At 46.4% G+C, this 24,000-nt stretch carries 19 protein-coding genes and 1 tRNA gene; 13 read left to right on the top strand and 7 right to left on the bottom strand.

The genetic code is table 11. The features are described 5' to 3' along the window. Positions 1–3: 3 nt before the first annotated feature. From BREVNS_RS03880 to BREVNS_RS03895, 4 genes are read right to left on the bottom strand one after another with little or no spacing between them, the layout of a single operon-like run. Positions 4–357, bottom strand: a complete 354-nt coding sequence (locus BREVNS_RS03880; protein ID WP_483427745.1) for a TSUP family transporter — start codon at positions 355–357, stop codon at positions 4–6. Then, positions 354–1,307 (bottom strand): calcium/sodium antiporter, encoded by a 954-nt coding sequence (locus tag BREVNS_RS03885; protein ID WP_483427746.1) that lies wholly within the window; start codon positions 1,305–1,307, stop codon positions 354–356. Before BREVNS_RS03885 ends, BREVNS_RS03880 begins: the two co-directional genes overlap by 4 nt. 32 nt (positions 1,308–1,339) lie before the next feature. Next, positions 1,340–1,831 carry a hypothetical protein gene (locus BREVNS_RS03890; RefSeq protein ID WP_483427747.1) on the bottom strand — a complete coding sequence of 164 codons (492 nt, stop codon included), beginning with the start codon at positions 1,829–1,831 and terminating at the stop codon, positions 1,340–1,342. A gap of 8 nt (positions 1,832–1,839) precedes the next feature. Beyond that, positions 1,840–2,478, bottom strand: a complete 639-nt coding sequence (locus BREVNS_RS03895; protein WP_483427748.1) for a hypothetical protein — start codon at positions 2,476–2,478, stop codon at positions 1,840–1,842. A 1,305-nt stretch (positions 2,479–3,783) separates the two neighbouring features. Here BREVNS_RS03895 and BREVNS_RS03900 point away from each other — a divergent pair. The 10 genes from BREVNS_RS03900 (at position 3,784) to BREVNS_RS03945 (ending at position 14,623) form a co-directional block, all read left to right on the top strand. Beyond that, a complete protein-coding gene (locus BREVNS_RS03900; protein ID WP_483427749.1) occupies positions 3,784–4,017 on the top strand; it encodes a hypothetical protein in 234 nt (77 codons plus the stop codon). A gap of 3 nt (positions 4,018–4,020) precedes the next feature. Further along, on the top strand, positions 4,021–4,866 hold the full coding sequence (locus tag BREVNS_RS03905) for a hypothetical protein (protein WP_483427750.1): 846 nt from the start codon (positions 4,021–4,023) through the stop codon (positions 4,864–4,866). Next, positions 4,847–5,392 (top strand): anti-sigma factor family protein, encoded by a 546-nt coding sequence (locus BREVNS_RS03910; RefSeq protein ID WP_483427751.1) that lies wholly within the window; start codon positions 4,847–4,849, stop codon positions 5,390–5,392. Before BREVNS_RS03905 ends, BREVNS_RS03910 begins: the two co-directional genes overlap by 20 nt. Before the next feature lie 142 nt (positions 5,393–5,534). Then, on the top strand, positions 5,535–6,812 hold the full coding sequence (locus BREVNS_RS03915) for a SpoIIE family protein phosphatase (RefSeq protein WP_483427752.1): 1,278 nt from the start codon (positions 5,535–5,537) through the stop codon (positions 6,810–6,812). An 85-nt stretch (positions 6,813–6,897) separates the two neighbouring features. After that, on the top strand, positions 6,898–9,492 hold the full coding sequence (gene clpB / locus BREVNS_RS03920; protein WP_483428031.1) for an ATP-dependent chaperone ClpB: 2,595 nt from the start codon (positions 6,898–6,900) through the stop codon (positions 9,490–9,492). Between the two features lie 188 nt (positions 9,493–9,680). Then, the gene (locus BREVNS_RS03925) at positions 9,681–10,484 is read left to right on the top strand and encodes an HlyD family secretion protein (RefSeq protein WP_483427753.1); all 804 of its coding nucleotides are present in this window, start codon (positions 9,681–9,683) and stop codon (positions 10,482–10,484) included. A gap of 2 nt (positions 10,485–10,486) precedes the next feature. Further along, complete coding sequence (locus tag BREVNS_RS03930) at positions 10,487–11,386, top strand: ABC transporter ATP-binding protein (RefSeq protein ID WP_483427754.1); 900 nt, start codon at positions 10,487–10,489, stop codon at positions 11,384–11,386. Then, positions 11,371–12,552 (top strand): ABC transporter permease, encoded by a 1,182-nt coding sequence (locus BREVNS_RS03935; protein ID WP_483427755.1) that lies wholly within the window; start codon positions 11,371–11,373, stop codon positions 12,550–12,552. The genes BREVNS_RS03930 and BREVNS_RS03935 overlap by 16 nt, the downstream gene beginning before the upstream one ends. After that, positions 12,539–13,693 (top strand): ABC transporter permease, encoded by a 1,155-nt coding sequence (locus tag BREVNS_RS03940; protein ID WP_483427756.1) that lies wholly within the window; start codon positions 12,539–12,541, stop codon positions 13,691–13,693. The genes BREVNS_RS03935 and BREVNS_RS03940 overlap by 14 nt, the downstream gene beginning before the upstream one ends. Before the next feature lie 9 nt (positions 13,694–13,702). Continuing rightward, positions 13,703–14,623 carry an ABC transporter ATP-binding protein gene (locus BREVNS_RS03945; protein WP_483427757.1) on the top strand — a complete coding sequence of 307 codons (921 nt, stop codon included), beginning with the start codon at positions 13,703–13,705 and terminating at the stop codon, positions 14,621–14,623. Positions 14,624–14,660: 37 nt separating this feature from the next. On the opposite strand, the gene mutS is transcribed toward BREVNS_RS03945, so the two are convergent. Both mutS and accB read right to left on the bottom strand, forming a co-directional pair. Next, positions 14,661–17,270 (bottom strand): DNA mismatch repair protein MutS, encoded by a 2,610-nt coding sequence (mutS, locus tag BREVNS_RS03950; RefSeq protein ID WP_483427758.1) that lies wholly within the window; start codon positions 17,268–17,270, stop codon positions 14,661–14,663. A gap of 45 nt (positions 17,271–17,315) precedes the next feature. Then, entirely contained in the window at positions 17,316–17,843 is a 528-nt protein-coding gene (gene accB / locus BREVNS_RS03955) for an acetyl-CoA carboxylase biotin carboxyl carrier protein (protein WP_483427759.1), read from the bottom strand. A 110-nt stretch (positions 17,844–17,953) separates the two neighbouring features. Here accB and BREVNS_RS03960 point away from each other — a divergent pair, with 110 nt between their 5' ends. The 3 genes from BREVNS_RS03960 to BREVNS_RS03970 are packed head-to-tail and all read left to right on the top strand — an operon-like array spanning position 17,954 to position 23,728. Further along, complete coding sequence (locus tag BREVNS_RS03960; protein WP_483427760.1) at positions 17,954–19,729, top strand: EAL domain-containing protein; 1,776 nt, start codon at positions 17,954–17,956, stop codon at positions 19,727–19,729. Further along, positions 19,677–20,948: a M23 family metallopeptidase gene (locus BREVNS_RS03965; protein ID WP_483427761.1), complete on the top strand. Its 1,272-nt coding sequence runs from the start codon at positions 19,677–19,679 to the stop codon at positions 20,946–20,948. The genes BREVNS_RS03960 and BREVNS_RS03965 overlap by 53 nt, the downstream gene beginning before the upstream one ends. After that, a complete protein-coding gene (locus BREVNS_RS03970) occupies positions 20,945–23,728 on the top strand; it encodes a TolB family protein (RefSeq protein WP_483427762.1) in 2,784 nt (927 codons plus the stop codon). The genes BREVNS_RS03965 and BREVNS_RS03970 overlap by 4 nt, the downstream gene beginning before the upstream one ends. 97 nt (positions 23,729–23,825) lie before the next feature. On the opposite strand, the gene BREVNS_RS03975 is transcribed toward BREVNS_RS03970, so the two are convergent. Next, positions 23,826–23,896, bottom strand: a tRNA-Gly gene (locus BREVNS_RS03975). Positions 23,897–24,000 lie beyond the last annotated feature (104 nt).

The raw sequence follows: 24,000 nt of genomic DNA on the forward strand, positions 1-24,000 counted from the left end.
TTGTCAAGAAAACCAGAGCCTCGCCGCCACAAACCCAAGAAAAAGAGCAAACAACCGCCTGAGAAGATGTGGGTCTATACTCAGAGCTATTTTTGCGCCAAGCCAAGCCCCTACAACAAAGAATACGGCAATCACAATCCCCAGCGGGATATTGACCATTCCCTGACGATAGTATTCTAAAAAAGCCAAAATCCCTATAGGGGGAAGCATAAGCATCAGCGTCGTTCCCTGAGCAAGCTTCTGATCAAAACCCAACAGAAAAACCAGCGCAGGAATAATCACTATAGCCCCCCCAATACCCAAAAGCCCACTGAGTATCCCTGCCACTATGCCAATGATACCACCAAGGATCATCATGGGAATACCACCAGTTGAAGAAGATACAGAACATAAAAGCCAACAAAAACCGCCCCGCTCTTTCTTGAGATTTTTCCCCGACCAAAAAGAACAAGCACCCAGCACAGAAGGGATACCCCAAGGTTTACCCACAGATCTCTCTGGATACCACTGGAAATACCTAAAGGACGAATAAGGGCTGAAATACCAAGGATAAAAAAGACATTGAAGATATTGCTTCCAAGGACATTGCCCACCGCAATATCAGACGACCCTTTTTTCGCCGCCATGATGGATGTGACCATCTCAGGAAGACTTGTCCCCACCGCCACGATAGTAAGGGCAATAATACGTTCAGGAACCCCTATCCAGCGGGCCGTAGAGACGGCTCCATCCACCGTAAGTTTCCCCCCTATGATAAGAAGACCAAGCCCAACAAAAAAGAGAAGAATCCCTACAGGGAGACTATAGGTTTTGATGTCCTCTTCACCCTCAAAACCCTCTTTGACAGCCAAGAAACCATTGTAAATCAAAAAGATCACAAAAAAGAGAAGAAGGACAATCCCTTCGCTTCGACAGAGTTCTACAATCCCTCTTCCATCAATCCATCTATCTCCGGCCAACACAATGAGAAGAAAAGCAGACAGAATCACCAGTGGAATCTCAAAGGCTGTTGTGGTCTTCTTGATAAGAAGATCACGAAAAAAAAGACTCACTCCCAAAATAAGGGCAATATTGGCAATATTGGAGCCAAGAATATTACCCAACGCAATATCCCCTTTGCCCTGAATGGCCGCAAAGATATTGACCAGAAGTTCAGGAGCCGATGTCCCAAAAGCCACTAACGTAAGCCCTATCACGATTTCAGGTACATTGAGCCGTTTGGCAATAGAGACACTTCCTTCCACCAACCAGTCGCCTCCTTTGATCAGGGCAAAAAGACCTAACACCAGTACAAAAATCCCTAACATGGAGTCGTCTCCTCCTTAATATAAAAACTCGTTTATTCCTTCTTTTTCACAGAAAAGAAAAGAGACTGAATCAAAAGCTTTCCTCCCCACAAAATAAGCAGAACCCCTCCCAGAATCTGAAAGGGAAGTCCAGGAATCAAAAAATAAGCCCCAATCAAAGCGGCAATCAAAGTCTCCCAGAGTTTGTTTGTCTCTAAGGTAACAAAAAATTCAGAGAGAAAACTCGCCGCAGCCGCTATGATGAAATGCGGCCAGAGGCGTTCCATCGTTTCCCAGCCTATGAAATTCAAAACAAGGAAAAAAACCACAAGATAGGTCAAATAGGTAACCCAGAAAATAACTTTTGCAAGATCTTTTCGGCTCTGAACCCCAAGAAGCATACTCACCACGGGGAGAAGAAGAAAGAGTGGCCAGAGTGAAAAGCCGGACAAACCAGGAATCCAGGAACCCAAAAGGAATGCCACCCCCATGAGAACTAAAAGAACCCCCAAAACCACCGCCACAAAAGAACTATTCTTACGCATATTCCCTCCTACCAGCGAAAGCCAACACCCAAGAGAAGACCTACACCGGAGAGATTAATCTTCTCCTTCACGGTGTATTCTCCAAGGGGGGTGTTTCGGGACACACTGGCTATATCAAGACACAAACCCACAATTGCCTGTGATTTCTCACCCAAAGGAATAATAGCCCCCGGCACAATCTGGAAACTCAAAAAATCACCCGCATAGAAATAGAGATTTCTATCCGCTAAACGGGTATAAAAATTCCACAAAAGAGAATACCCCACATCAAACTCTGTAAAAAAACGAACCGGTTCCCATACCACCCATGGCCAGGTAATACGAAGACCAACAAGCGCCTTCACAAGATGGGCCTGAACATCACTCTCCAGAACGGTGGTAGATACCCCGCTTGAGGTAATATTACTGAGAGTTTCCTGGCGACTGGCATAGCCATAATCAAGTCCTCCATGCAAAGAAAGAGCTCTGTCTATCATATAGCCATAGACTCCCTTGAAGCGAATACTCGGCCCTATATCCCAGGGCCAACCAAAGCCTATGGATATTTCAAAATATGACGTGTCATACCCACTTCCCGAAAAGGCATTTGTCTGGGCAAAACCCAGCGAAAAAGCCATCATCATAAAAAGGAAAAGCATTTTTTTCATACACAACCTCCTTTGGAGTCATCTCTCCGTTTCCTGTTTATTGTAGCCACAAGAGAGCAAAAATTCAAGTTTTCGGGCTGTTGCCTTTTGTACCATCAGGGGCTATCATCCTGTTTCAACCGCCCACCTGGATAGAACCTAGGGGGCTCCCCGCCCCTGCACCGGCTCAAGAAAAGCCCTGTCCTCGTCGCATGCTACGCATGCGCCTCGGACGGATGGTGGGCCGCTTTTGCGGGCCATGGGGGACGTTTCTCCTGGGAGGGCAAGTCCTTCCTCCGTGGGCGACCTCCACTCGTCCTCCTGACATCGGAAGAAGAACGCCCACCTTGCTTCGCCGATTCCCCGCCAAAGCGGGGTCCCCGCGGCTTCGCTTCGGTGGGCTTTTCGGGCAGGGCAACAGAAGAGGTCGCCCCGGACACCTCCTGTGTCCTCCCGTCGGAAGGACTTTCCCGTCGGAAACCAAAGGGCCCTTTTCATAACCGCAAAAGCGGCCAGGCGGATACTGAGCGAAGTCGAAGTGGGGTACAGAAAAAATAAGGGGGGGTAAAAAAAGAACGGGCCTCCTTCTCCAGGGAGGGCCTCCTTCTCCAGGGAGGGCCTCCTTCTCCAGGGAGGGCCTTCTCCCACCAGGTCCGCGGGGCATGTGTTCCCCTGGTGGCTTCTGTCAGAAGGCACCGCAGGCAGGGGCTGGAGGGGCTATGGCGATGTTTCAGCAAGAAGGGGATCCTTGGGGATATGAAGTCGGGGCTATCACCATGTTTCAGCAAGACATTTGCTTGGTTAAACGTTTAACCAGCCTCTAAACAGAATAGAGTCCTGTGGCTATTACCATATTTCAGCAAAGCAACTGTTAGCTTAAACGTTTAACCTTTTCCATGTCCCACAAAAGCCCCCCCTATCACCCTATTTCAGCTAAGGTCGTGCAAACGTGAGCTAGCGGCTCTCACCATATTTCAGCAAACCAGAACCCCTCTCAAGCGTAGCCCCGGTGAAGACGACCATGGCTATCACCATGTTTCAGCAAAAACCGCCGGTTGTGGCTGAAATATGGGGATAGCCCCTCGCTCTCCATGGTCATTCTCCCCAGGAGAAGCCCATCTCTGTAAATTCGAGAGAATAGTCTTTCTATTTTCCTTACTCTTTTTCTTCTTTGTCAAATGTGGAGATAGGTATTCAGTTTCCTATGTGAAAAGACAAAATAAGCCCTTTCTCTGTCCATATCACTTCTTTTTACTTGCATTTTTCCAAAGAAAAATATATAATAACACAGAAAGAGCTTAAAAACAGTCGGAAAAAGGAGGCTTTATGCGCCAGTTTCTCCTCATCAAGATTGAAAGAAGAGAAAACACCGCTCCCAACGTCCAGAAAGTCCTCACCACCTACGGGACAAGCATTCTCGTAAGACTCGGTCTCCACGAACAGGAAACCTCCTCCGAAGGCATCATTTTCCTCGAAGTAGACCCACAAGGCCCCGTAACCGAGATGGTCAACGCCTTAGAATCCCTTGCTGGTGTCACTGTCAAACTCATTGAAATGTAACCCATGTCTCTTGACGATCAAAAGATTATCCCCCTTCTCAAGAGATATCTCGCAGGGGAGAGAAGCGTCCTTGAATCCCTCCATCAGGAAGTGGCTGTTTTTATCTATAACTTTCCCCGACTGGTTTACAAAAGTGATGAAGACAGTTGTGGGGATTTCTATCTCTACATGAGAGAAAGACTTGAAAACATCTTGGAACAATGGAATGAATCCCTTTGTTCGTCCTTTTCTCTGTGGTTTGTAACCATCCTCCGCCACCGTTATCTCGACTTCTGCCGTTGGCGGAAACTCCCTGAACCCTCTCTTCCCATTGAAGAAGACATGTCTTCTCCGCTTTTCGATGATGAAAACAGTTGCTGGGAAACCCTTCGAAAAGCCATGGAGAACCTCAAACCCTATGACAAACTCTGGATCAAATGGTTTTATCTTCCCGAAGAACTTTCCCCAGAAGACCTCTCCCTCACCCGTTCCCTCACCGGCAAATCCTATCTCGAACTTTTAGATATCCAGAGAGACCTCATCACCACCAAACTCAAGGATATAGACAATCTCCGCCAGATAAGCGATCAGCTCTCCCTTCTCTTTGACGAAATCGCTCAACTCAAAACCCTCATGCAATACCCGGAAAACAAAACCCAAAAGAACCTCCAGAAACTTCTCAAATTAGAAACAAAAAGAGAACGTTTACGGAAGCAAATACTGCTTACCAATCGAGACCTTTTCCGCATTTTTGGAAGACTCTTTTCCTCCCCGCGAGAAGGAAAACACCGACTCGCCCTTGCTGAAACCAGACTCAAATACCTCATTCATAACCCTACAGGAGAACCCTATGTTTTGTCAGGAATATGACCTCACCACCTGGCTTGCCTACCTCGAAAAAAGACTTTCCCCAGACCGTCTCAAAGCCATGGAAAAACACCTCGAAACCTGTTCTGTGTGTCTTGCCGAACTGCTTGAGATCAACCGTTCCCATGCCAGGATGATGAGTCTTTCCCCACAGCCTCTCCCACAACCAGCGCTTGTTGACCATTTTACCCTCGCTTTTCACCAAACAAAAGAAGCCGTAGAAACCCTTCTTGGAAAACTCTCCCCTCTTCCCCTTCCTGCTACACGAACCAACGCTTCCTCTCTCTGGCAATACACCTCACACACCCTTGGGATCACCCTCACCATCAGTTATGAAAAAGACTCATTTAACCTCTCCATTGAAGGAGACCTGTCCGCCCTCTCTCTTTCCAAGGACAAAATTATTTTCCAGGGAGAAGCCAAAAACCACCTCTCTCTCACCAACCTCTCAGCGGGCACCTATACCCTGACCAATGAAAAGGGAACACTCACCTTTACCATAAGCCTCTCATCCCCTCCCAAGAATTGAGAATTCTTCCCTCATAAACCAGATACTTTTCTCACTATGTATTTTTTCAGCCTGATTTTTTCACCAAAAATTCACATTCTTTTCATTTTCTCTTCATAAAATTGTGGTACACTCATAGCAAACTCTTTCAAGGAGGCAGGTTATGAAGGAGCAGAAAACCATCCTCGTTCGTTCTACTCCAGAAATTCCCCGTTCATTAGAAACGCAAGAAACAGATGAAGAAAGCCGGCCCCTTATTCTCAAAGAAAACCCCACCCCCAAAGTCTCAGGAGAGATAGCCCTGAGACTCATCTCCTCTCGCTTCTACGTTCATGAAAAAACAAAAGTCACAGACCTTCTTCACGATCTCCAGCATCATCCGTATATCCCCGCCTGTGGTGTGGTGGACGATGACATGACGGTGAAGGGGATTATCATTCGAGAGCGCTTTCTCTCTGCTATGACCCAACCCTACATGCTTGACGTTTATCGCCACAGAAATGTCGAGAGCCTTGTCCAATCCGCAAGAAGTTACTTCTATCAGATTCATATCTACTCTCTTGCTGAGGAATTGTCCGACCATATGGAAAGCCGAGAGGAAGAATTCTTTATCCTCAAGGATGAAAAAGAAAGGTTTATCGGCATATTCTCTACCAGAGACCTTCTCATCTATCTCTCCCGCATCATGCAAAAGGATATTCGAGCAGCCCGTGATGTGCAGAAAAACCTCGTGCCCGAAGAACTTGTATATAACCGTCCGCTTTTCAGTCTCTTTGGGGCAAGTCATGCCGCCAAAGAGGTAGGAGGGGACTTCTATGCCTGGAAAACACTCCCCGATGGTATTGTCCTTCTTCTCTGCGATGTGGCTGGAAAGGGTCCAAGCGCCTCTCTTATCACCACAAGCCTGAGCGGGATGTTTCAGGCCTTTGATTTTGAACGAAAAAAGATAGGTGAATTTCTCCACCTTTTGAATAACTACCTCTTTGCCGCCTTCCATGGGGAAAAGTATCTCACCGGGGTATTTGCCGTACTCCATGAAAAAAGCGGGGTATGCCACGTCTGGGATATGGGACATGGACACATTGCCATCCGAAGAAAACACTCCATCTACAAACTAGAAATGGAAGAGAGCAATGTTCCCCTTGGGCTTTTTGACTACATCAATCCAAAACCCTCCCGAATCCAGCTCCACAGAGATGATATGCTCCTCTTCTTCTCTGATGGAATCGTGGAACAAAAGAATCCCTCCGGCGAGTTCTATGGAGAAAAAAGGCTTTACCGTATTCTCAAAGGAAGCACCAACCCTCAACTCATTCGTGAAGCCATCTGGAAGGACCTCAAAAACTTTCGTGGACGTTACCCGCGGGGAGACGATGTGTCGTTTCTCCTCCTGCACTACCACCCGGGCGAAGGGGAATACGTGTATCAAAATGATGCATAGAGAGTCTTAATGATACAAAAATTCTTGACGACTCCCTCTTTTCTCTGTATATTATACTCAAAAAGAGAAAAAGGAGTCGTCTATGATGAACATGAATAGACTCACTGTCAAGGCAAGAGAAGCCATAGAAGGGGCTATTGAAATAGCTTCCCGTCATGGTCATCAGGCTGTGGAGAGTGAGCATCTTCTGTTAGCCCTTATGGAGCAGGAGGATGGACTGGTACGCCCTATCCTCTCCCAGCTTGAAGTGCCCATTGGGAAACTGTCTTCCCTTTTAGAAGAAAGGCTCTCTCAGAAACCCCATGTAGAAGGCGCCTGGCAAAACTATTTTGGCAAAGAGCTGACTGAGGCCATGGATAGGGCCTTCCAGGAAATGGGCAAGATGCACGATGAGTATGTGAGTACTGAACATCTCCTCCTTGGCATTGTCAACACAAAAGAGAGTGGACTCAAGCAGCTCTTTGAGAGTGTTAACCTCCGTTATGACAGGATCCTTTTAGCCATCAAAAACCTCCGTGGTTCTCATCGGGTCACCGATGAAACCCCCGAAGGAAAATACCAGGCCTTGGAAAAATATACCCGGGATCTCACCGAACTTGCCCGTCAGGGCAAACTTGACCCTGTAATAGGACGAGACGCTGAGATCCGCCGTGCCATGCAGGTACTCACCCGTCGTACCAAAAACAATCCCGTCCTCATCGGAGAAGCCGGTGTGGGAAAAACCGCTATCGTCGAAGGCATAGCCCGTCGTATTGTGAGTGGAGACGTTCCTGATAGCCTCAAAAACAAACGAATCCTCTCCCTCGATTTGGGGCTTCTCATTGCCGGTACCAAGTTTCGAGGTGAATTCGAAGAGCGTTTCAAGGCGCTTTTGAAAGAGGTGGTTGACTCCAACGGGGAGATTATCCTCTTCATTGATGAGCTTCATACCATTGTAGGGGCTGGATCTGCTGAAGGAGCCATCGATGCAGGCAACATGATCAAGCCAGCGCTCGCCCGTGGAGAAATCAAGGTTATTGGTGCCACCACCCTTGACGAGTACCGCAAGTACATCGAAAAAGACAAGGCCCTCGAGAGGCGTTTCCAGGCCGTGTATGTCGCTGAACCATCCATCGAGGATACCATCTCCATCCTCCGTGGTCTGAAGGAGAAATACGAACTCCACCATGGTATTCGTATTGCTGATTCGGCGTTAGTAGCTGCTGCTCAGCTCTCGGTGCGCTATATCACCGAACGCCACCTCCCGGACAAGGCTATTGACCTCGTCGATGAGGCCGCCTCCAAAATCCGCCTTGAGATAGAGAGCCAGCCACAGGTGATTGATGACTTAGAGAGAAAAATTCTCCGGCTCTCCATCGAAAAAGAAGCCCTGAAAAAGGAAAAGGGTCCAGACTCTGCTGAACAGCTCCAAAAAGTAGAGAAAGAACTTTCTGAGCTTCAGGAAAAAGCCACGGCGCTTAAAAGCAAATGGACCCAGGAGCGAGAGATTATCCGCCAGATCAAAGACATCAACCAGGAAATTGATAATCTCCGTATAGAAGAAGAACGTTACCAGCGGTCCGGCCAGCTTGACAAAGTAGCAGAAATCCGCTACGGCCGGATCCCAGAGAAACAAAAACAACTGGAAGCCCTCCAGCAAAAACTGAATGCTATGGAGAGTGGCGAACGTCTTCTGAGAGAGGAAATCACTGAAGAAGATATCGCCCGTGTGGTTTCCGAGTGGACAGGAATCCCTGTGAGTCGAATGCTTGAGTCAGAGAAACAACGGCTTCTTCACTTGGAGGATGCCCTCAAGGCTCGCGTGGTAGGACAGGACCACGCCATCAAGGCTGTGGCCAACGCCATACGCCGTTCCCGGGCAGGCATCCAGGAGGAAAACCGTCCCATCGGAAGTTTTCTCTTCCTTGGGCCCACAGGTGTGGGAAAAACAGAACTCTCCAAGGCACTTGCTGAGTTTCTCTTTGACACAGAAAGGGCCCTTGTCCGCATTGATATGAGCGAATACATGGAGAAATTCAGTGTGCAGCGTCTCATTGGAGCCCCTCCTGGCTATGTAGGATACGAAGAGGGTGGACAACTCACCGAGGTAATCAGACGGCGTCCCTATGCCGTTATCCTCTTCGATGAGATTGAGAAGGCCCATCCAGATGTCTTCAACATCCTTTTGCAGATTATGGATGATGGAAGGCTCACTGATGGCCAGGGACGAACCGTCAACTTTACCAACACGGTGATCATCATGACGAGCAATATCGGTTCCAACCTCTCTCCGAGTATCCAGGGATTCACCTCTCCTAAGGAGAAAGAAGAGATGGACGAAAGGATGCGCGCCCTTCTCAAGGAATACTTCAGGCCAGAGTTTTTGAATCGCATTGACGAGATTGTGAGCTTCCACAAGCTGAGTAGCGAACACATGAAAGATATCATAGAGATTCAGCTTCGCCGTATCAGAGAGCGTCTCGCCGCCAAAAAGATCAAACTGGAACTCACCGAAGCGGCCAAAAACTATTTGGCTCAAGAAGGATATGATGAGGAGTTTGGGGCACGACCTCTCAAACGAGCGTTACAAAACCTGCTTCTGGATCCCATTTCTGTCCATATTCTTTCGGGGGAAGTACGAGAAGGCCAGACCATTACGGTGGACTTCAAAAACGGCAAGCTCTTCTTCCAGACGAGATAAAACCCAGCCGTCTTCCTTTGGGAAGACGGCCGTTTTGTTTTTCGAGGCCTTTGCACAAATGTGCAAGGGTCTCTTTTCATTAAAAAAAGAACGCTCTTGAGCAACGAGGATTTCCTCCCTCCTACTTGACATTTTTCCCTTTCCTCATATAATAATAAGCATATCCTTAGACTTCATCGAGGAAAAACATGAAAAGACCCATTCTTCCCCTCCTGGTGGTCGTTCTCTCTCTCGTCGGGCTAACCCTCTACTTCGATGTGATCCGCAAAAGAGAAAAGGAAACCAATATCATTGAGGGAAGCGGAACTATTGAAGTTACAGAGATAGATGTGGCTTCCAAGATCATGGCAAGAATTGCCGATGTCACTGTACAGGAAGGCGACGAGGTCAAGAAAGGAGATATTCTCGTTCGATTAGAAGGAGAAGAGCTCTCCGCTCAGGAAAAGTCAGCCATAGCCAACTACGAAAATGCCCTGGCCAATTACAAGCGAGCCAAAGAGCTTTACGAAGCCGGTTCTCTTTCCACAAGAGACTTTGAATCCATCTCAACAGCCTATCAGATAGCTCAAGCCAATCTGGATATAGCCTCTCTTTCAGCAAAAAATAGTATCATTCGGGCCCCCATAGATGGATTTATCGTCTCTCGAAATCTCAATCCTGGAGAGATTGCCTTCCCCGGGTCGGCTATTCTCACCATGGCCAATCTTCGCCATTGCTGGATCAAAATCTACATTCCAGAAACCAAGTTGGGCCTTGTGAAAATCGGCCAAAAAGCCGAAATCTTTGTAGACACCTTTCCCAATAAAAAATACGAAGGCAAAGTTGTTTTTATCTCTCCCAAGGCAGAGTTTACCCCAAAAACCGTACAAACCAAAGACGAAAGAACCAAACTTATGTTTGCCGTCAAAATTGATCTTCCCAATCCTGATCTCGAACTCAAAGCGGGCATGCCAGCCGATGCCAAAATATATATCACTCCCCAGAAGCCATAACCATGCTTGAGGTAAAAAACGTCTCAAAAATCATCGAAGGAAAAACCATCATAGACAATATTTCTTTTTGTCTTCCTTCCCGGGAAATTTTGGGCATTGTGGGGCCAGATGGCGCCGGCAAAAGTACCCTCACCAGAATAATCGCGGGTTTACTCCGACCAACCACAGGAGAGGTGTTTTTTGAAGGAAACAATCTCTCTCTTTCTTCTTCTCACTCTTTTGTCAAAGACACCGTGGCCTACATGCCACAACAATTTGCCCTTTATGAAGATCTCACTGTAGAAGAAAACCTTCATTTTATGGGAAGACTCCATGGCCTACCCAAAAAAGAACGAGAAAACAAAATCGAAAAACTCTACCAATTCAGCAATCTCAAGCCATTTCGAAAAAGACTCGCTGGCCATCTCTCCGGTGGAATGAAACAAAAACTTGGCCTCATGTGTGTCTTGATGCACAATCCAAAACTTCTCATCTTAGATGAACCAACGAATGGGGTCGATCCTGTTTCTCGTAGAGAATTCTGGGAAGTCCTCTACGAACTTCTCAAAGAAGATACGACTATTGTCCTGACCACTTCCTATTTAGATGAGGCAGAACGATGCTCGCAGGTGGCGGTGATGTACGAAGGGAGATTTTTGTTTATGAAACCCTCTGAAGAGATTTCCTCTCTTCTTTCCCATGAAGTGATAGAAATTGAGGTAGAAAATCCCTTTGCCACCTTCTCTATGCTTCAAAAAATAGCACCTCTTTCGATTTTTGTCAGAGGGAACTCACTCCTCCTTTTCTCAGAAAATCCAGACAAAGAACTTCCTTTTATTTTTTCAGCCATAGGCAAAAAAATCCCCTGGAAAAGAAAAAAACCATCCCTGGAGGACGTGTTCATCGCATGGCTTACCAGATAAACTGGAAAACGCTACTCTATTCTCTGAACCGAACCCTTGTCATCGCTGAGAAAGAGTGGATTCAAATTCGCCGGGACAAACGAAGTTTTATTATGGCCCTTGTCATCCCTGTTTTTCTCCTTTTTATCTTTGCCTATGGTTTGAGTTTAGATATCAAAAATATCTCTCTCGCTGTGGTAGATCATGACCTTTCCCCTCTTTCCAGAGATTTTCTTTCCCATTTCCGGGGAAATACGTATCTTATCATAAAGCATTTCCTTTTCTCAGAAAAAGAAGCTGAAAAAAAACTCATCCAGGGAGATGTGAAACTCGTACTCGTTATTCCTCAAGGCTTTCAACAGCACATCTTGAATGGTAAATCGGTATCCCTCCAGCTTCTTGTTGACGGCTCGGAAACCACCACGGCTACAGTAGCTACGGGATATCTCCAGACTATGGTGTACGAGTACAACATAAACATGAGAAATACCTTCTTCAAAAAAAGGGGTCTCCACCTTTCCTCCCCCCTCCAGATAGAAAATAGAATCCTCTACAATCCAGAACTTGCCAGCAAAAATTTCATCATCCCTGGCATTATTGTCATTGTAATGGCTATTCTTTCAGCGGTGATTACTTCTCTCACGATCGCTCGAGAATGGGAAAGACATACCATAGAAACTCTCCTCACCACTCCCCTCACCAAATATGAACTCTTTTTTGGAAAACTTCTTCCCTATGTTTTTATTGCCCTTTTTGATCTGATGACCACCATAGGTATTGGGCATTTCTTTTTTCATGTCCCTATCAAAGGAAGTTTTCTGGAATTGTACCTTCTGGCTCTTCTTTTCCTCATTGGATCGTCAAGTTTAGGAATGCTTCTTTCTGCCCTTACTCGGTCACAAATTCTCTCTATTCAGATCTCTTTTATTCTCACTTATCTGCCCACTTTCATTCTTTCAGGATATATCTTCCCCATTATCAATATGCCTTTCATCATCCAGGCCATCACCTATCTTGTCCCGGCAAGATATTTGATCACCATTATCAAGGGCATTACCCTCAAGGGTATTGGAACAAGTTTGCTTCTTACTCAAATTCTCTTTTTGGGGATATTTGCGCTCTTCACAAGTACTCTTGCCCTCTCCAAGATTCATATGTCCTTAGAGGAAAACCATGATTCGCCATAAGTTTATCCTCGCCCTTGTACAAAAAGAGTTTCTGCAGATTTTTCGAGATATCCGCATGCGCATCGTACTTTTTGTCCCTCCGATTGTGATGCTTTTAGTCTTCGGCTACGCCATCAATACAGATGTGAAAAATATTCGTATGGCTGTTTTTGATGAAGATAAATCATATGAAAGTCGTTCTCTTGTAGAACGTTTTCGAGGGAGTGACGTTTTTTCCCTTGTGGCCTCTCTTCAAAAACCTCAGGAGGTAGACATCCTCTTTGATACAGGGAAAATTGATGTTTTTCTCCATATTCCCCCTCATTTTGAAAAGGGCCTCAAAAAAGGCAAAACCGTACCTCTTCAGGTCTTTGTAGATGGCACAGACTCCAGTCGGAGTTCTATGATCATAGCAGAAGTCCAGGCACTCCTGCATCAGATCATGCTCCCCTATTATCAAAAAAACATTCAGCGAGCACTCGTCATACACCAGGCTTATGGAGGGGGACGTCTCCCCGGCCTTGTGAATATAGAGGAACGTGTCTTCTTCAACCCTGGACTCTCCAGCCGGAATTTTTATCTTTCCGGTATCTTTGGGCTTCTTATCTCCATGATCACCATTCTTCTCACCGCCATGTCTGTGGTAAAAGAACGGGAAAATACCACCATCGACCAGCTCATTGTTTCTCCGCTGCGTCCCGAAGAGCTCGTGATTGGCAAAACCCTTCCTTATATGATTGTCGGGCTTATTGATACTATTGTGGTAACGCTTATTCTGATTTTCTGGTTTCATGTTCCTTTCTCGGGAAGCTTCTCCCTTCTTTTGTTAATCTCAGTAGCCTTTCTTCTCACTACAACCGCTATTGGGCTTTTTATATCCACCATTTCTCACAGTCAACAGCAGGCGATTCTCTCCGTGGTTCTTTTTATGCTTCCAGCCCTTCTTTTTTCTGGCTTTGCGTTTCCCATTGAGTCCATGCCCCCCATTATCCAGATGCTCACCTATCTCAACCCCATGCGACACTTTCTTGATTTGATTCGTTCTCTTTTTCTCAAAGGAGCTGGGATAACTCTTTTGTGGCCAAAGATTCTTTTGCTCCTTTGTATAGGAATCCTTATGTTTATCCTGAGTGCAAGAAAATTTGCCAAACACTTAGAATAGGGAATGCCTATGGAAAGCGTGGTGGTAAAAAATCTCACCAAAAAATTTCACCATTTTGTCGCTGTTGATAGGATCTCTTTTGTGGTCAAAAGGGGGGAAATCTTTGGCTTTTTGGGCCCAAATGGGGCGGGGAAAACCACCACCATCAAAATGCTCTGCGGGATTCTCACCCCAACAGAAGGAGAAGGACACATTCTTGGTTTTGATATGGTGAAAGAGCAGCAAAAAATCAAGCATGCTATTGGCTATATGTCCCAGCGATTTTCTCTTTATGAAGATCTTTCCATAGAGGAAAACCTGCGCTTTTTTGGAGGCATCTATGGTGTTCCTTCGGCCACTATCAGAGAGAGAATAGACGAACTTCTCCAGAAAATGGAAATCTCTGCCCCTCCATCAACCCCCGTTATCAAATTACCTGCCGGCATAAAACAACGGCTTGCCCTGGCCAAGGCCCTGATCCACAATCCAGAAATTGTCTTTCTCGATGAACCAACCTCCGGCGTTGATCCCCTGATGCGAAGAAAATTCTGGGAAATCATCTACACCCTTGCCCAGGAAGGAAAAACGGTGTTTGTCACCACCCATTACATGGAAGAGGCTGAATATTGTCATCGGGTGGGCTTTATCATAGGAGGGAAATTGATAGCCGACAACTCCCCCGGACAATTGAAAAAAGAATTTGAATACAACGTGTATGCTATAGAATCAGACAAGAGTATAGAACTCTTTCATCATTTAGTTTCGCTTCCCTTTATCATTCACAAAGCCCTCTTCGGGAAAAAGATTCATATCGTCGTTCCCCCTGAGAAAGACATACCCCTTCTAAAAAAAGAGCTCAGGGCTTTAGGATATCCTGGGGTTTCTATAGAACAAATCTCTCCCTCTCTGGAGAACATTTTTCTCACCAAAGTGAAAAATACTTCTTCATAGTAACGGAAACTCACGCGTGCGTTTTCTTCAAGCCACCTTACCCCAACCGTTGTTTCATCCGGACAAGAAAATTGAGCGCATCAATAGGGGTCATCTGATTGAGATCCAACTTTTTGATTTCTTTGGCCAACCAGTCATAACTCGCGGCGGTTGACTCCTCAAAAAGGAAATCCTGTTTTCCCACCTGCCCGTGATAACGACGGGAAAATTCAGTCTCTACCTCCACCTGGGTTTTCACTCCTTCCTTTTCAAGGGTTTCTAAAATCGTACGTGCCCGTTCAATAACCTCCATGGGGATACCCGCAAGCCTTGCCACATGAATACCATAACTTTTATCAGCCGGTCCAGGAATCACCTTTCTCAGAAAAACAAGGTCATCATTCTGTTCCCGAACGGCGACGGTATAATTCTTGATACCCGGTTTCTCCCCTAACTGGGTAAGTTCATGATAATGCGTGGCAAAAAGGGTCCTGGCCTTTTTCTCCGGATGATCCGCAAGATACTCTATCACCGCCCAGGCAATCGAAAGCCCATCATACGTCGAAGTCCCCCTCCCCAGTTCATCCATGATGATAAGGCTTTTTGGGGTAGCATAGGTGAGAATACGAGCCGCCTCCTGCATCTCCACAAGAAACGTGGAAAGCCCCTGGGAAAGGTTATCCGATGCCCCAATACGGGTGAAAATCTTGTCCACCACCCCGATATGCGCCTCCCTTGCAGGGACAAACGACCCCATCTGGGCCATAAGCACAATGAGAGCGTTCTGGCGAAGATAGGTGGACTTTCCAGCCATGTTGGGCCCTGTGAGAATCACAAGAAAATCATTCTCATCCATGATGGTATCATTGGGCACAAAAAGATTTCGCCCCAGTGAATTTTCCACCACAGGATGGCGTCCATCAACAATTCGCAGGATCTTTTTGTCCGATAACACAGGACGGGTATAATGCCTATCCACCGCCACAAAGGCCAACGTCGTCACCACATCAAGATAGGCCACTTTTGAGGCTATTTCAGAAAGAAGTGTGGTATGGGCAAGCACCTTTTCCACAACCTGGTGAAAAATCTCTTCTTCTAACTTGGCTATACGTTCTGAGGCTGTCGCTACCTTTGCTTCGTATTCTTCAAGCTCCGGAAGGGTATAACGCTCTGCATTCACAAGACTCTGTTTTCGAATGTAATCGGGGGGAACAAGATGAAGATTGGCCTTGCTCACCTCAATAAAGTAGCCAAACACGTTATTATAGCGTACCTTGAGAGAGGCAATCTTGGTTCGTTCTCTTTCCCTCTCCTGAAGTTTCAGGATGAAGTCTCTCCCCTCTCTCAAGAGACGACGAAGATCATCAAGGTCCTGATGATACCCCTCCCGGATCACCTCCCCCTGAAAAGCCGATGGAGGATCGTCGTTCAGGGCTTCTTCAAGAAGAGAGACCATCTCTTCTATGGAGGCTCTGGCCTCGTCCTGTGAATACCCCTCTATCGTGATATGGGGAAGAAGAGAAAGCACGCCCTTTAGACTCTGCTTCAGCTGGATCAGATCCCTTGGAATAACCTTGCCCAGTTCAAGGCGGGTATGAAGCCGCTCTATATCCGTGATAGAACGAAGGGTCGTCCGAATCTGGGAGGTTATCACACTCTCCCTCACAAAATGTTCCACATCATTCAGACGCTTCTCAATCATGGGAATTCTCGCAAGGGGATACAGGATCCAGCGTTTCAAAAGCCTTGTCCCCATTGGCGTGATGGTTTCGTTCAGAACCTCAAAAAGGGTATGTTTGACACTCCCATCCCAGAGATTACTGGTAAGTTCAAGATTGCGAATGGTGAAATCGTCCATCTCCACATACAGGGCCGACTCCACCAGTTGAATACGCTCAAGAAGCCTGGAAAAATTTCGCTTGAGATGAGGATTTCCCACCTGGGTTTCTTCAAAATAACGAAAGACCCCTGCTAAACCTTTCAGAGCCCCCTTCTTGGAAACACGTTTTTCTAAAGTCGCAAAAACCTCCCGGGGAAAGTACCCCTCATCAAAATACCACACTGGCATAGACTGAGCAAGAACGCCCGTCTGGGACAAAAAATTCGTCCAGGCCTTCCAGGAATGAAGCTCCTCACGATAGAGACATTCAAGGGGCTGATAACGCATCCATTCGTCCTGAATGGCCCGAAGAACATCCGACGGAGAACCTGAAAAGATATGCCCATACATATCCCCCGTGGAAATGTCGGCCATCCAGAGAAAGTATTCACTTCCCTCATGGTAGAGAACCGCTAAATACTGATTGAAAACCTCCACGGAGAGATCGGGAGAAAGACGTGTGGCCGGGGTAATAATCTCCACAATATCCCGTTTCACAAGTTTCTTTGCCTTGGAAGGATCCTCAAGCTGTTCACAGATAGCCACTTTTTGATTGTTTTTTACAAGCTTCTGGATATAATGCTGTGCCGCATGAAAGGGAAAACCTGCCATGGGCATATCATTACGAGAGGTAAGGGCAATACTGAGAATCTGCGAAGCTACCTTCGCATCCTCATAAAACATCTCATAAAAATCGCCCACACGAAAGAGAAGAATCTTGTCGGGATGGCGGGCTTTGATCTCTTTGTATTGTCGCATCATGGGGGTTAGAGAATCGAGATCATTCATGAATACCTCCCGCCGTTCTTGCCAAGAGGGCTAACCCTCCTTTCGTTACATCTTCTCCACGATGAAAAGAGGCTCTCCTGATTGAACTGCCGAGCCATTGGTCTTGAGAATCTGGACGATTTTTCCCTTCACCTCTGCCTTGATCTCATTCATCACCTTCATGGCCTCTACAATGGCTACCGTGGTATCCGGAGAAACCACATCGCCTACCTTGACAAAGGGAGGAGAATCAGGAGAAGGTGCCTCATAAAATGTCCCTACGATAGGGGATTTGACCTTGAAATATTTTGTCTCATCGTCATATTCTGAAGAAGAAGGAGTAGAAGACGGTGCGGGAGCCACAGGCGCACTTGTTGGTGCTGACACTGGCTGAACAGGGGCAACCGGCATCTGAACCACAGGGGCCACGGAAGGAGCTGAAACAGAAAGCGGACTCACTTCCTTTCGGCGTGAAACCCGAAAATACACCTCCTCCCCTTCAGCTATCTCTATCTCCTCAATGTTTGTTTCCTGAAAAAGGGATTTGATTTGCTTCAAGAACTGGCTATCAAAACCCATAATTTCCTTGGCCATATACCACCTCCATCTTTCCTTTGAGGTATTATTATACACCAGTTTTCTTTTTTCATCAAGTTTCCCAAGAAAAATTGCCATATTTCTTTTTTCACCATTATAATAGAAGCATGAGAGAAAAAACGATTATCGACCTTGCCCTTCGTTCCTGGATTGTGGCCATTGTTTCCTGGACCTCGACACTCATGGGACTTTTGAGTCTTTTTTTTGGGATCGGAGCCCTTTTTTCTCTTTTTCCCCAATCGTCCATTCCCATGGGACTTGTGGGAATCATCTCTGGCATTTTGCTTCTTTCTCTTGGATGGTACAGTTTTCTGAAACCCCATCGTTATCAGGTTTTCTTCTCCCGTCTCATTCTGTTATTCTGGACGTCCTATTTCCTATGGCATATTTTTATGTTCGATGGAGGTTTCCCCTATCATGCGCTCGTCTTTTTTGCCACCTTTTCGGCTCTCGCTTTTCTTCTCTTTGGGCTAAAAGAAGGCATCCTCTGGCATATAGGTCTCTTTGTGGTAGAAAGCCTCATTTATTTTCTTACACACACGAGTTTTTTCTCTCATGGCATGGCATTTTTTCAGATCACCCTAAGCGCCCTCTTCTGCACCTTTGCCTGGCTTTTAGGGGTGTCTCGATCCCTTCTTGTTCAGAGGCTCTATTTTCACCCTGTAACCAACCTTGCCAATCGAAATTACCTCATCGATTTTCTCCAGCAAAAGCCTGTGTCCTGGCTTATGATCCTCAATATCAGCAATTTCAAGGAATTCAATGACCTCTTTGGGTACCGCATAGGAGATCGAATACTCTCAGAGATAGCCTCTCGTTTACGCCTTTTCGGCGAAAAGTATCGCTCCCTTCTCATCTGTCACCTCCATAGCGACGAATTTGCTATTGCAGGAGAGGAGAAATGGGATAGGTCTTTTCTCCAGAGTTTCTGTGAAGAACTTTTTGTCTCCGTCGCAGAAAAGCCCCTCTCTCTTCCTTCCCTTCCCCCGATCCGACTCCTTTTCCACGCCGGTATCAGTGACCATAGAGAAAACCTTTTGGGCACAGCTGATATGGCCTTTCGGTATGCGGTGGCTCAGGGAAAATTTTATGCCTTCTATGATGAGAGTATGTATGTGATCAAATCCTATGAACACAACATCCAGGCCACCCTTCTTTTGCAGGACGCCATAGAAAATAACCGTATTGTTCCCTTTTTCCAGCCCATCGTGAACCTTGAAACAGGCAAGATAGAAAAATACGAATGTTTGGCAAGAATTGTAGATAGAAATGGCAAAACCTACGAACCAAAGTTTTTTCTCTTTATCGCCCAGCGGAATCAACTCTACGGCGCCATCACCCGTACCATGGTCAAAAAATGCTTTGAAATCTTCTCCAAAATCGACGAAGATTTTTCCCTCAACCTCTCCTACCAGGATCTTGTGGACCCCGATACCCTGGCCACGATTTTCTCAGAACTTGCTACCCATCCAGAAGTGGCTGTTCGATGTATCTTTGAGATTGTAGAAGAGATGGCCATCCAGGACTTTCATATCGTCGAGGAATTCATCCATCAGGTAAAACGGTATGGGGCAAGGGTAGCGTTAGATGACTTTGGTAGTGGCTATTCAAACTTTGAGTATCTTGTCAAACTCCCCTTTGATTATATCAAAATTGATGGCACTCTCATTGAAAGACTTCCCGATGATCCACGTTATCAGGCTGTGGTAGAAAACATCGTCAACTTTTCAAAGAAGATTGGTAGCAAAACCGTGGCTGAGTTTGTCTCCTCAGAGAAGATTCATCAGCAGATCAAAAAGACACACATCAACTACGGACAGGGGTATTACTATGGGAAACCGGAACACTTCCCAGCTTCTCCCAGAGATAGGCATTTTTCTTGAACTTTTTCTCTTCACAGGTCTCTATGGACTGTACTGGAATGGGAGTTATCCCCTTCCCCTTCCGTTTGCCGGCCAGGGGGTTGTTCGTGCTTCCTTGGAAATACCACCTGTCACCAATATTCCCCTCTCTTTTACCTATATCAGCAACCTCCTGGTTATCCAGCCCCTCTCTTCTCTCCCTGAGAAAACTATCAAGGATGGCCTCCTTCGTATTAGCTACCCGTGGAAAGAAGCTTCCTATCCCATACGTTTGGTGACTATTCCGCCGGAAATCTCTCTTCTGTATATCCCCTTGTTAGGACGGGGGAAAAGTGGTCTTGTTCTCTATCAGGTAAAGTCCTGGGCCCCCTGTCAAACCTGGCTTGTGGATAGTACAGGGCTTTTTTATTACCCCTACCAGCAAAACAACGTCTGGATAACCTTCGTTGGCTGGCCTCTCAGCGCTACCAAGTACCAGATCAAAGCTGTTGCGGAGGATGCCGCCAAAAACAGAGTGGAAAAGCTTCTTCCCATCACCCCCTTCAAAACCAGTTATCGGGTGAGAACTGTTCCCTTAGCCTCCGATTTCTCCAAAAAACAGGGAGAGGAGGTCAATCTCACCAATCTCACCGGTGACCCCCTGAAAGACTACGAAGCTCTCATGAGAGAATTTGCGAAACAAACCAAGGTAAGCATTTTCGGACTCACCTACAAGCGTCCCTCTACCGGAACAAGTTTTTTCACCAACCTTGCCTTTCTCCCTCTCTCTGAGTACTCCCTCTCCAGTCTCTTTGGTGATGAGAGACGGTTTGTTCTTGAAGGAAAAACGGTGCGAAGCTCCTACCACAACGGGATTGACTTTGTGGCTCCCTCCAATACCCCTGTCTTTTCCCCCTGGGGTGGCAAAGTGCTTTTTGCTGATTATAACGGGGCAGGAGGAAATACCGTCGTGATTGACCACGGCCTTGGTCTTCATGCTATCTATATGCATCTGGAAAGAATAGAGACAAAAGCCGGGGAGGTACTCTCCCCCGGTCAAATGATAGGTATCATTGGAAAATCGGGCTATTCTACAGGTATCCATCTTCATCTGGGCTTTTCCATCCAGGGAAGGTATGTCGATCCCTCTGATTGGACCAATACCACGTGGCTTGAAAATAACGTTATCATCCCTCTGAAAAAGTTTCTTCACCAGGAACACGGGGAGAAAACTTCAACCTTTCCCAAGGAGGAGATATGAAAAAATTCCTTTTCTCTCTTGTCTTTCTTCCCCTTGCTCTCTACGGTTTTGGAAAAAACAAAGTAATCTATTACAGTTATGATTGGACCATCGCCTTTTCCCCCCATTTTGAGCTCCATATCCCCCGCACACACACGAACCTCATGGAGGAAACCCTCTCCCTGTTAGAAGAGGCCTATAACCACCATGAGGCTTTTTTTGACCATTCGCTGAAGAAAAAGATTCAGGTTATCCTCTATCCAAACCAGATAGACTTTCTCAAAAACAATATCATCCCCTGGACGGAAAGGGGAACTGAGGGTTTCACAGAACTCTCCCGAGGCAGAGTCGCCCTCTACTACACCCCAAAACGATCAGAAATGAAGCACTATATCTATCACGAACTTGCCCATGTTTTTCAACTTTCCCTCTGGTCAGATCCCCAGAGAGGGGGGATGCAACTCATGAATGTTCCTCTCTGGGTAGTGGAAGGGCTTGCCGAATGGGCCTCCGTTGGAACCACCCTTGAAGGGGACAGGTATGTAGCCAATCTTCTTTATCGGGGGAAACTCCCCACCCTTAAAGAGTTAAACGACCTCTATCGGCTGGAGTCCTTCCAGTACTATCTTGTCTATAAAATGGGGGCTCTCTTCTATGCCTTTGCCGAAGAACGCTGGGGTAAACAGGTGGTGAAAACGATTGTCCATGGACTATCCAAAAAAAGAAACTGGACAAAAGTCCTCTCTGAAGACCTGAAGATCTCTGAGGAGGCTCTTTCCAGAGAGTTTCGGGAATTTTTGAGCAAGCGATATTTTCCCCTCTATCCTGCGGACAAAACCCCGGCCAAACTCCATGAACAGGAAAACTTTGAAGCCCACATTCTCTGGATAAGCGAGAATGAATTTCTCACCATGGGGGTGGATAGGTATTATCCAGCCTATCTCATCTACAATACCAATACGGGTTCTCGAAAAACCATAGACAAAATGGGCATCAGTGAACAGAACCTCTACTTTCAGTATCAGAGAAATCATCTCTCCAAAAGCACCAATGGCATGGTTTGCTGGTTAGTTGAGGGTGGAGATAGATACCGTCTTGTCATCTACGATACAAAAACAAAACGAAAAACCACCCATACCCTACCCTATCGAGTCTTTTTCTCACCTGATATCTCCCCTTCAGGAGAAGAGGTGGTTTTCGTCGCCATTGAAAACCAATACCATGTCCTCGCTGTGTACAATATCCGTACACACAAAACAACCCCTCTGATAACCACCTCTTATGTCATGGACACACCCCGCTGGTTTGATAGTAACCAGATTGTTCTCTCCGCCAATTTTCATCATGGAGAGGAAAGTGAGAACATGGACCTTTACCTCTACGATAGAGAGAAAAAAGCCTGGCTCTGGCGAATGGATAGTGGGGTGGCTGATGAAATGCCCTTTGTATGGGAGAATGATGGCAAAAAAACTATCCTCTTTATCAAACAGGGAGATTTTCCCTCGTTATGTCTCTACGATCCCTCTGAGAGCTCTCTTTCTCTTCTTTTCACCCACCCGGGAGAGATGAGTTTCCCCGTCATAGAAGGAAATACCCTCTACCTCACCCTCTACGATGCTGGCACTATGGCTCTCTACAAGCTCCCTCTTGAAAAAGGAAACGAGACCCCTCTTTTCGTAGAAAAGACCCCCTTCCCCTCCCTTGAAACAGAAAGAAAAGACCTTGAACCGTTTGCTCTCAAACCCTATACCCTAAAACTCTATCCCGATGGGCTCTTTTTCATCATGAGTATCAATTCGTATGGTGATTTTGGTATGGCGGGCATTTTTGCAGGAAGTGATACCTTCGGGGACCATCAGCTTTACGCCTTTGTTGATTCGGTCTTTGTCGGGGCTGATCCTCGTTTAGCAGGGTGGAACTTTGAACTTGGCTATTTCTTCCTCAAGTATCGTCATCAATTAGGTTTTCGCTTCCTTCATTACAACAACCTTTTCTATGAGTGGATTCAATTCCCCGATTTTTATCAGGTAGGATATGCCTATTTTGACAAATGGCAGGGGGATATCCTGTACTCCTACCCTTTCTCTACCTTCCAACGAATTGAGGCTACACTCAGCTACCGGTCGATCAACTACCCCTTCGCCTCTAACGGCAGTCTCGTGCTTTTCAACGCCCAGGATGTGTTTCTTTCTACCGCTTATGTTTTTGACAATACCCTTGATTCTATGATAGGCCCCCTTGATGGGATACGGATGGTATTCTCTTTAGACCAGGGGATGCCCTTCAACTCCCTTGGAAGCTTTGCCACACGATTGATAGGGGATTTTCGTGGATACCTCATGATTGTCCCAGGCTATGGACTGGCCACAAGGCTCTCTGGCGGTACCATTTTCAATTACGACGAAAATCGACCAGCTTCTCTTTTCTTTCTGGGTGGACATAACTCACTCAGGGGATATCCCTATGGGGTATTTCGTGGAGACACCGCTTTTGTCTGGAACGCCGAATTTCGATTCCCCCTGATCCGCTACTGGCAGTTAGGATTTCCCCCCATTGTTCTTCCAACTATATGGGGAGTGGGATTCGTGGACATGGGAGCTACCGCGTATCGTGAGCATCTTGCCCACTTCCAGGGGAGAAAAGAGAACGGAGAACTCAAGGATCTTAAACTCAGTATAGGATGGGGGCTGAGACTTGCTTTGGCTCAGGAGATAAAACTCATCTGGAATATCGCCTATCCCTATGATGGAATATTCTTCCATGGACCGATACATGAGGTGGTTATTGCCCAGGATTTCTAAAAAAAGAGCGGGGTCATCCCGGGGGAAGGATGACCCCAAAGTTCAGGAGGTTATCTTAGAGGGAATGTGTGGGTTGTATACCAAAAAAGGAGGGCAAAGCGGCCAGCGGGAATCGAACCCGCGCCATTAGCTTGGAAGGCTAAGGTACTACCACTGTACGATGGCCGCAGAGAGGATATATAGTATAGCATATTTTCAGGAGTTTGTCAAATCTCCTGTAGGGAAAATGGTATTTTTTGTTTGGGTTCCTTATACTATACGTTCAGAAGAGG

It is taken from the genome of Longinema margulisiae (assembly GCF_025266855.1).
GTDB lineage: Bacteria > Spirochaetota > Brevinematia > Brevinematales > Thermospiraceae > Thermospira.

What these genes read in the sequence shown, in the direction of transcription:
- BREVNS_RS03905 (WP_483427750.1), top strand. Translation starts at nt 4,021, where the DNA reads ATGTCTCTTGACGATCAAAAGATTATCCCCCTTCTCAAGAGATATCTC.
- BREVNS_RS03915 (WP_483427752.1), top strand. Translation starts at nt 5,535, where the DNA reads ATGAAGGAGCAGAAAACCATCCTCGTTCGTTCTACTCCAGAAATTCCC.
- clpB (WP_483428031.1), top strand. Translation starts at nt 6,898, where the DNA reads ATGAACATGAATAGACTCACTGTCAAGGCAAGAGAAGCCATAGAAGGG.
- BREVNS_RS03960 (WP_483427760.1), top strand. Translation starts at nt 17,954, where the DNA reads ATGAGAGAAAAAACGATTATCGACCTTGCCCTTCGTTCCTGGATTGTG.
- BREVNS_RS03900 (WP_483427749.1), top strand. Translation starts at nt 3,784, where the DNA reads ATGCGCCAGTTTCTCCTCATCAAGATTGAAAGAAGAGAAAACACCGCT.
- mutS (WP_483427758.1), bottom strand. Translation starts at nt 17,270, where the DNA reads ATGAATGATCTCGATTCTCTAACCCCCATGATGCGACAATACAAAGAG.
- BREVNS_RS03935 (WP_483427755.1), top strand. Translation starts at nt 11,371, where the DNA reads ATGGCTTACCAGATAAACTGGAAAACGCTACTCTATTCTCTGAACCGA.
- BREVNS_RS03970 (WP_483427762.1), top strand. Translation starts at nt 20,945, where the DNA reads ATGAAAAAATTCCTTTTCTCTCTTGTCTTTCTTCCCCTTGCTCTCTAC.
- accB (WP_483427759.1), bottom strand. Translation starts at nt 17,843, where the DNA reads ATGGCCAAGGAAATTATGGGTTTTGATAGCCAGTTCTTGAAGCAAATC.
- BREVNS_RS03965 (WP_483427761.1), top strand. Translation starts at nt 19,677, where the DNA reads ATGGGAAACCGGAACACTTCCCAGCTTCTCCCAGAGATAGGCATTTTT.
- BREVNS_RS03890 (WP_483427747.1), bottom strand. Translation starts at nt 1,831, where the DNA reads ATGCGTAAGAATAGTTCTTTTGTGGCGGTGGTTTTGGGGGTTCTTTTA.
- BREVNS_RS03895 (WP_483427748.1), bottom strand. Translation starts at nt 2,478, where the DNA reads ATGAAAAAAATGCTTTTCCTTTTTATGATGATGGCTTTTTCGCTGGGT.
- BREVNS_RS03880 (WP_483427745.1), bottom strand. Translation starts at nt 357, where the DNA reads ATGATGATCCTTGGTGGTATCATTGGCATAGTGGCAGGGATACTCAGT.
- BREVNS_RS03885 (WP_483427746.1), bottom strand. Translation starts at nt 1,307, where the DNA reads ATGTTAGGGATTTTTGTACTGGTGTTAGGTCTTTTTGCCCTGATCAAA.
- BREVNS_RS03910 (WP_483427751.1), top strand. Translation starts at nt 4,847, where the DNA reads ATGTTTTGTCAGGAATATGACCTCACCACCTGGCTTGCCTACCTCGAA.
- BREVNS_RS03930 (WP_483427754.1), top strand. Translation starts at nt 10,487, where the DNA reads ATGCTTGAGGTAAAAAACGTCTCAAAAATCATCGAAGGAAAAACCATC.
- BREVNS_RS03940 (WP_483427756.1), top strand. Translation starts at nt 12,539, where the DNA reads ATGATTCGCCATAAGTTTATCCTCGCCCTTGTACAAAAAGAGTTTCTG.
- BREVNS_RS03945 (WP_483427757.1), top strand. Translation starts at nt 13,703, where the DNA reads ATGGAAAGCGTGGTGGTAAAAAATCTCACCAAAAAATTTCACCATTTT.
- BREVNS_RS03925 (WP_483427753.1), top strand. Translation starts at nt 9,681, where the DNA reads ATGAAAAGACCCATTCTTCCCCTCCTGGTGGTCGTTCTCTCTCTCGTC.